Here is a 6,207-nt window from a genome sequence, read left to right as displayed (position 1 = left end):
AAAAGTACCCTACAAGAGGACTTTTTTAAGTGTCCATCTTATAGGGTACATTTTAAAATCTGGTTGGGCTTTTTTTTTGTTTAGATAACTCCCGAGACCACTTTGAATTAGATAATAGAAACTTCCGTGTCGATAATAGAAAGTTTGGGCGAGATAATAGAAACTTCCGTGTCGATAATAGAAACTTCCGTGTCGATAATAGAAAGTTTCGGCATGATAATCGAAACATGCAGCGAGACCACACAATCCATCTTCAAATCCTCCCCATAAACCAAATTCAAAATATAAATTTGATTTTCCTCCGTATCTATGATAAATTATGAATGAACGTCATTCATTTTACGAATTGTTATTCTAATGTAATCGAATAGCAATTCTTCAACAATATTTAAGTAAATACGAGGAGGTTAAATATGAATAAGTCGTGGATGTATGTTGTGTTGACAAGTTTATGCGAATTATTATGGATTTTTGGTTTTAATGTTGCTAGTACATGGTGGCATTGGTCAATCATAATTCCAATCATTGCTGTAGATTTCTGGTTCCTGTCTAAAGCCTGTGAAGGTTTACCAACCGGTACAGTATATGCAATATTTGCAGCTGCCGGTACAGTTGGTACTGCATTAATGGATATTTTTATATTCAACGAGAGTTTCACTGCAATGAAAATTGTATTTATTAGTGTAATTGTTATTGGGGTTATGATGTTAAATATTGCAGATACAGTATCAGAACGAAAACTTCAAAAGGAGGCGGCATAATTGGGATGGCTATATGTATTTTTAGCAGCAATTTTAGAAACAATCGGCGTCATTGGCTTAAAGAAGTTTAGTACAACGAAAAATTTCATCAACGCCTTTATATTAATAGCTGGATTCAGTGGCGCATTTTACTTTTTATACTCTTCATTCGATTATTTACAAGTGAGTATTGCATATGCAGTTTGGATCGGTATAGGCACGACAGCAGCGGTCCTCATTAATATGCTGTTTTTTGGAGAATCAAAAAGCATGGGACGAATTGTCGCTGTTATCGTTATCGTCATCGGCGTTTCCGGCTTAAAATATGTATCGTAACAGATGAGAGAGCAAAGAATATTTTCTTGCTCTTTTTTCATTATTCGATCGGGGGGAAATAAGAATGAGACTTGCGTAGAAATCATCAAGCCTCGCCACTCCGCGTTTCGTGGACGAGCGCCAAGCCTCCTCTAATTTGTACAAGGGCAAATTCTACGGGATCTCGAGGGCAACACGATGTTGATCAAGAAGGCGTTATGACTGCCGTTTAGCTTTCGTCACAGGTAGTGATTTGCTGCTGTAGCCTCGCATTCGCGCAGATATTGTCACATTACTGACGATTTTAGCCTTCGTTCCTTTATCGCTATCCAGTAGAAGTCTATGTGGCGGTGCTTGCCTTAAAGTTGATCATTAATAAGTTCCCTTATTGAGTGTTCATTGTTGCTTGCAGTGCAGGTGCTCGACTCCTGCGGGAACAGCATGAGCCTTGAGACCCCGCAGGTAGCGAAGCGAACGAGGAGGCTCAAGCCATGCCCGCGGAAAGCGAGCGTCGGAACGGAAAGCAACAACTCGAAGCGAAAATCTAAGTCTCCAAGCTTTAAGAATATGTTTATTGTTCTTTCTTTCAATATTCGTTAAGATTAGAGTAAATATGAATGAGAATCATTCAATGAATATGGGGTGGTATTGCATTGGATAAAAAACAAAAAATTATTGAAGCAACAATCGAACAGTTTATGACAAAGGGTATTGAAAGCACGAAAATATCGGACATTGTAAAAGCAGCAGGCATAGCCCAAGGTACATTTTATTTATACTTTCCATCTAAATTTTCAGTAATGCCAGAAATCGCAAAGTTTGCTGTTGAAGAAATTATGAAAGGCATTCACTCAAGCGTCGATCTATCACAAGAATTTGATGATAAAATCGAACAACTTGTACAAGCTGTCTTTCGTATAACAGAGCAAAAAAAGGAATTATTTGCTGTGCTCTATGCCGGTTTAGCACAAAGTGAGCATTTAAAGCAATGGGAAGCAATCTATTCTCCATTCTATGACTGGGTGTATAACTTCTTAGAAGAGTCAGTACAAAAAGGAGAAATTCGACAAAACATCGATTGCGCACGTACATCCCGAATCTTAATTGGGCTAATTGAATCTACTGCAGAGCAATTATATTTGTATGATACGCCGACACAAGAAGAAATCGATGCTCAATACGCAGAACTAATACTATTTTCGAAAAGTGCATTAAAATAAAGCAGACAGGGAAAAAGTCCATAGCAACTCATATTGCGAGGTATTCAACGATGAGATCGTCGATACCTCGCTTTTTTTACTCTCCTGTTTGTTATTCCCCCAAAGCATCCCGCTCACATTTTTCGAACATCGCTTCAGTCTCCTAGGACAAACATGATGTTGCTTAGGAAAGCATTGTGACTGCAACTTCACTTCCATTACAGAAAAAAATGCTATTTCTAAAGAAAAATTTCCTTGTTGATGACATTAAAAAAGGTATTTGTTGATTGGAGTGGAGCCAGCGTGACTCCTAGGGGATTAGCGTCAGGGATGAGACCCCGCAACGTAGTGAGGAGGCTCATCGGACGCCCCCAGGAAAGCACGCTGGCGCAACGGAAATCAACCACCTCAATGTAAATAAATTTAGAGAAGAAAATGGTTTATTACTATAGTGAAACGGGAATGGTTTTATAAAATTTTAGTTTTTTCGAGATAAAAGTGTTGCTAATGAAGAAATTTATGTTAATATGAGTATATGAATGAAAGTCAGTCATTCTAGACTTACATAATTCTATAGCCAGGCTTCAATTGGTGACTGACAAAACCTACTATTTTTTTAAAAAATAATGACTGATAATCAGTCACAAGGAACTGGAGGAGTCGTATGTCAGAAGTCAAGTTGATTAGAAGGTTAACTGGTAAAGAGCTCGTCGTTTTTGGATTATCGTTAATGGCACCAATTACAATTTTCACAACATTTGGTATTGCTTCAGAGGTTACAGATAGTAGAGTACCACTAGCCTATATTTTTACGGCACTAGCTTTATCGTTAACGGGCTATTGCTATGCACAAATGGTTAAGGCGTTTCCGATTTCAGGGTCGGCATATACGTATGTACATCGATCAGTAAACTCTAAGGTTGGATTTCTAGTAGGGTGGGCACTGTTAACCAGCTATGCTTTACTGCCAATGGTAAACTATTTAGTAGCCGGTATTTTTTTACACTCAATCGTACCACAAATTCCTTATGGTTTTTGGATCATTCTACTAATCGTGTTGAATACCTTCATTAACATTAAAGGTACGAAAATGGCATCGTGGGTGAATACGCTATTATTAACATACTCGTTTTTAGTCGTAATTATTTTTTCTATATTAAGTATTAGATATGTTCTATTAGAAGAGCCCGTCTCGTCATTATTATCAGTAACACCATTTTTAGGAGCAGGCTTTGAGCTTACTGCAATTATGGCTGGTGCATCACTCCTATGTTTCTCTTACTTAGGTTTTGACTCGATTACGACGTTAGCTGAAGAGGTTATTGAACCAGAAAAAACGATTCCTAAAGCAATTTACGCTATCATTGGTATCGGGACATTTACATTTGTTGTTGTCTCTTATTTGGGTACACTTGTTCAACCGAATTATCAAAAATTCACAAATTTAGATTCGGCAGCAGTAGAGTTAGTTACAATGGTCGGTGGGAATTTATTTGTTTCATTTTTCTTAGCTGGAGCTTTAATCGGGTGCTTCGCGTCAGGTCTTGCATCACAGGCTAGTGCCTCCCGTGTGCTATACGCGATGGGCAGAGATAATATGCTTCCAAAGGTCTTTGCATCCTTAAGTCCGAAATATCAAACGCCAGTATTCAATTTATTATTGATCGCTGCGATTTCTCTATTATCTTTCGTTATGACATTAACATTAGCTACATCCTTCATTAACTTTGGTGCATTAATCGCATTTTTATTCGTTAATATATCAGTTATTTTCTATTACTTTATTAAAAATAAAAATCGTTCATTGTTATCGATCTTTCGTTATTTATTCATTCCGAGTCTAGGTTCTATTTTTATTATTTATTTATTGTTTAACCTAGATACGATTTCAATTGTATTTGGTATCGTATGGGGAGCCTTAGGTGTTTGCTATTTAATTTACCTAGTGAAATTTAAAGGGATGAAGCAAATAAATTTAGATTTTTCAGAGGAGGTTTAACCTATGCAACAAGTTTTAATGGGCAATAATGTATTTACAGGATTGGAAGATATACCAAGACAGGCTGCGATTTTAGTGGAGGATAATAAAATAGTAAAGGTTGGTACGAGTTTACAAGATTTAAAGCCGCTTCTTCATGATAATGTAACCGTATACAATTTTGAAGATAGCCTCATTATGCCTGGATTCCATGATTTTCATCTGCACTTATTTCCAGGAGCATTGCAATTAGAAAGTGTTGATTTGAGTGAGACAAAATCGGCAGAGGACGTAATCGACGTGTTGAAAAAAGAGTGGGATACTCATAAGAATAAAAAGTGGATTATTGGCTTTAGCTGGGATAATGGTGGCTGGGAAAATACAGCCTTACCAACAAAAGAAATGCTAGATAAGCATTTTCCGGATCATCCAATTGTACTCAATCATTTAGAATGTCATTATTGCTGGGTAAATAGTAAGGCGCTAGAATTAGCTGGCATTACTGAAGAAACGCCAAATCCCCAGTTTGGTGAAATTGTGAAGGATGAAAATGGAAAAGTAACAGGTATCTTAATGGAAAAGGCACAAAGCTTAGTTCAGGAATTAGCTTATAGCTTTACAAAAGATGAAAAACTGAATATGTTAAATAACTTTTTCCACTATACAGCACGTCACGGTATTACATCGATGAATGATATGTATGCTCCGTTTTCTGAATCCTTAGATGATTTCGACTTGCTGTATGAGCTTGAAGAAAGTCAGGAATTAAAGGCGAGAGTGCATTTACAGCCTAAAATGGAAGGGAACTTAGAGCATGCTAAGCTATTCCTAGAAAAATATAATCATCCTAAAGTAAAAATGAATGGTCTAAAGCAATTTATTGATGGAGTTATTACAGGTCATACAGCGTATATGCTAGAGGATTATGAGGATGTACCTCATCGTGGCCATACGACGTATCCGCTGCAGGAACTAGAGGATTGGATTGTCGAAGCTGACAAGGAAGGTTTCAGTGTTCGCTTACATGCAATAGGCGATGGAGCTGTAAAGTTCTCGCTAGATGCATTTGAGAAGGCTAGAAAGATTAATGGAAATCGGAATACTCGACATACGATTGAGCATATTGAAACGATTCGGGATGAGGATTTTAAGCGATTTAAAGAGCTTGATGTGATTGCATCCGTTCAGCCTTATCATTTAGCTGCTTTAGAACAAAAAGTATATCTTGAAAGACTTGGGGAGGAACGTTTTAAAAACACGTATTGCAGTAAATCATTTTTAAATGCGGGTGCTATTTTAGCCCTAGGTAGTGACTTCCCAGTTGTTCACATTTCACCGATGAGAGAAATCTTTCATGCTGTAACTCGTAAAGATAATACATTAATGAATAGCTGGAATGAGGAAGAAAAGCTAACGCTAGCAGAAACTCTAAAGGCATATACGTATGCGCCAGCCTTTGGATGCTTTAGAGAAAACGAGTTAGGCACATTAGAGGAGAATAAGCTAGCAGACATTATCGTTATTAACCAAAACTTATTCGAAAGCAGTCCTGAAGAGATTTTAGGGGCTAAGGTGGTGTTTACAATGTGTGATGGAAAAGTTGTCTATGAATTAGAGGGAGCAACAGTGTAACCTCCAGCAAACCTAGAGCGACAACGCAGCCCCAACCCCTAAGGTGGCTAAAAGTCGCAACATTTTTAATAAAGGAAGGCTTAATAAAAGTGAGTTCCCCATAACTCCCATACCTATAAACATAAAAATCAGCCCGTGCCATAACACAGGCTGATTTTTTAGGGGTTCATAGTTAGAAAGAGGTAAGTCCGGAAATCATTCGGGCTTACTTTTTTGTTCTTCAAGCAGAGACTTATCGACTATGCCTAGGAAAGAAATTCACCGTACAGAAATATAACTAATGAACCTATTCTATGTAAGTATATGATATACGTGGTGATATTAAGGGCAAAATATTATATAT

Annotated in this window: 6 protein-coding genes; 5 read left to right on the top strand and 1 reads right to left on the bottom strand. The window is 37.4% G+C overall.

Annotation, left to right across the window (positions count from 1 at the left end):
- Positions 1–107 precede the first annotated feature (107 nt).
- Complete coding sequence (locus V4T18_RS12730) at positions 108–251, bottom strand: hypothetical protein (protein WP_332649883.1); 144 nt, start codon at positions 249–251, stop codon at positions 108–110.
- Positions 252–413: 162 nt separating this feature from the next.
- Here V4T18_RS12730 and V4T18_RS12725 point away from each other — a divergent pair, with 162 nt between their 5' ends.
- The 5 genes from V4T18_RS12725 (at position 414) to V4T18_RS12705 (ending at position 5,864) form a co-directional block, all read left to right on the top strand.
- On the top strand, positions 414–761 hold the full coding sequence (locus V4T18_RS12725; RefSeq protein WP_332649881.1) for a DMT family transporter: 348 nt from the start codon (positions 414–416) through the stop codon (positions 759–761).
- The gene (locus V4T18_RS12720; RefSeq protein WP_332649879.1) at positions 762–1,076 is read left to right on the top strand and encodes a DMT family transporter; all 315 of its coding nucleotides are present in this window, start codon (positions 762–764) and stop codon (positions 1,074–1,076) included. It begins immediately after the preceding gene.
- A gap of 632 nt (positions 1,077–1,708) precedes the next feature.
- The gene (locus V4T18_RS12715; protein WP_332649877.1) at positions 1,709–2,275 is read left to right on the top strand and encodes a TetR family transcriptional regulator; all 567 of its coding nucleotides are present in this window, start codon (positions 1,709–1,711) and stop codon (positions 2,273–2,275) included.
- Between the two features lie 643 nt (positions 2,276–2,918).
- A complete protein-coding gene (locus V4T18_RS12710; protein WP_332649876.1) occupies positions 2,919–4,253 on the top strand; it encodes an APC family permease in 1,335 nt (444 codons plus the stop codon).
- A 3-nt stretch (positions 4,254–4,256) separates the two neighbouring features.
- The gene (locus V4T18_RS12705) at positions 4,257–5,864 is read left to right on the top strand and encodes an amidohydrolase (RefSeq protein ID WP_332649875.1); all 1,608 of its coding nucleotides are present in this window, start codon (positions 4,257–4,259) and stop codon (positions 5,862–5,864) included.
- Positions 5,865–6,207 lie beyond the last annotated feature (343 nt).

It is taken from the genome of Lysinibacillus sp. 54212 (assembly GCF_036662795.1).
Classification (GTDB): Bacteria; Bacillota; Bacilli; order Bacillales_A; family Planococcaceae; genus Lysinibacillus_B.
Note: the sequence above shows the minus strand (reverse complement) of the source record. Positions and strands in the feature narration are given on the sequence as shown.

Bases quoted from the DNA above. Each gene is read 5' to 3' on its own strand.
- V4T18_RS12730 (WP_332649883.1), bottom strand. From the start codon at position 251: ATGGATTGTGTGGTCTCGCTGCATGTTTCGATTATCATGCCGAAACTT.
- V4T18_RS12725 (WP_332649881.1), top strand. From the start codon at position 414: ATGAATAAGTCGTGGATGTATGTTGTGTTGACAAGTTTATGCGAATTA.
- V4T18_RS12705 (WP_332649875.1), top strand. From the start codon at position 4,257: ATGCAACAAGTTTTAATGGGCAATAATGTATTTACAGGATTGGAAGAT.
- V4T18_RS12710 (WP_332649876.1), top strand. From the start codon at position 2,919: ATGTCAGAAGTCAAGTTGATTAGAAGGTTAACTGGTAAAGAGCTCGTC.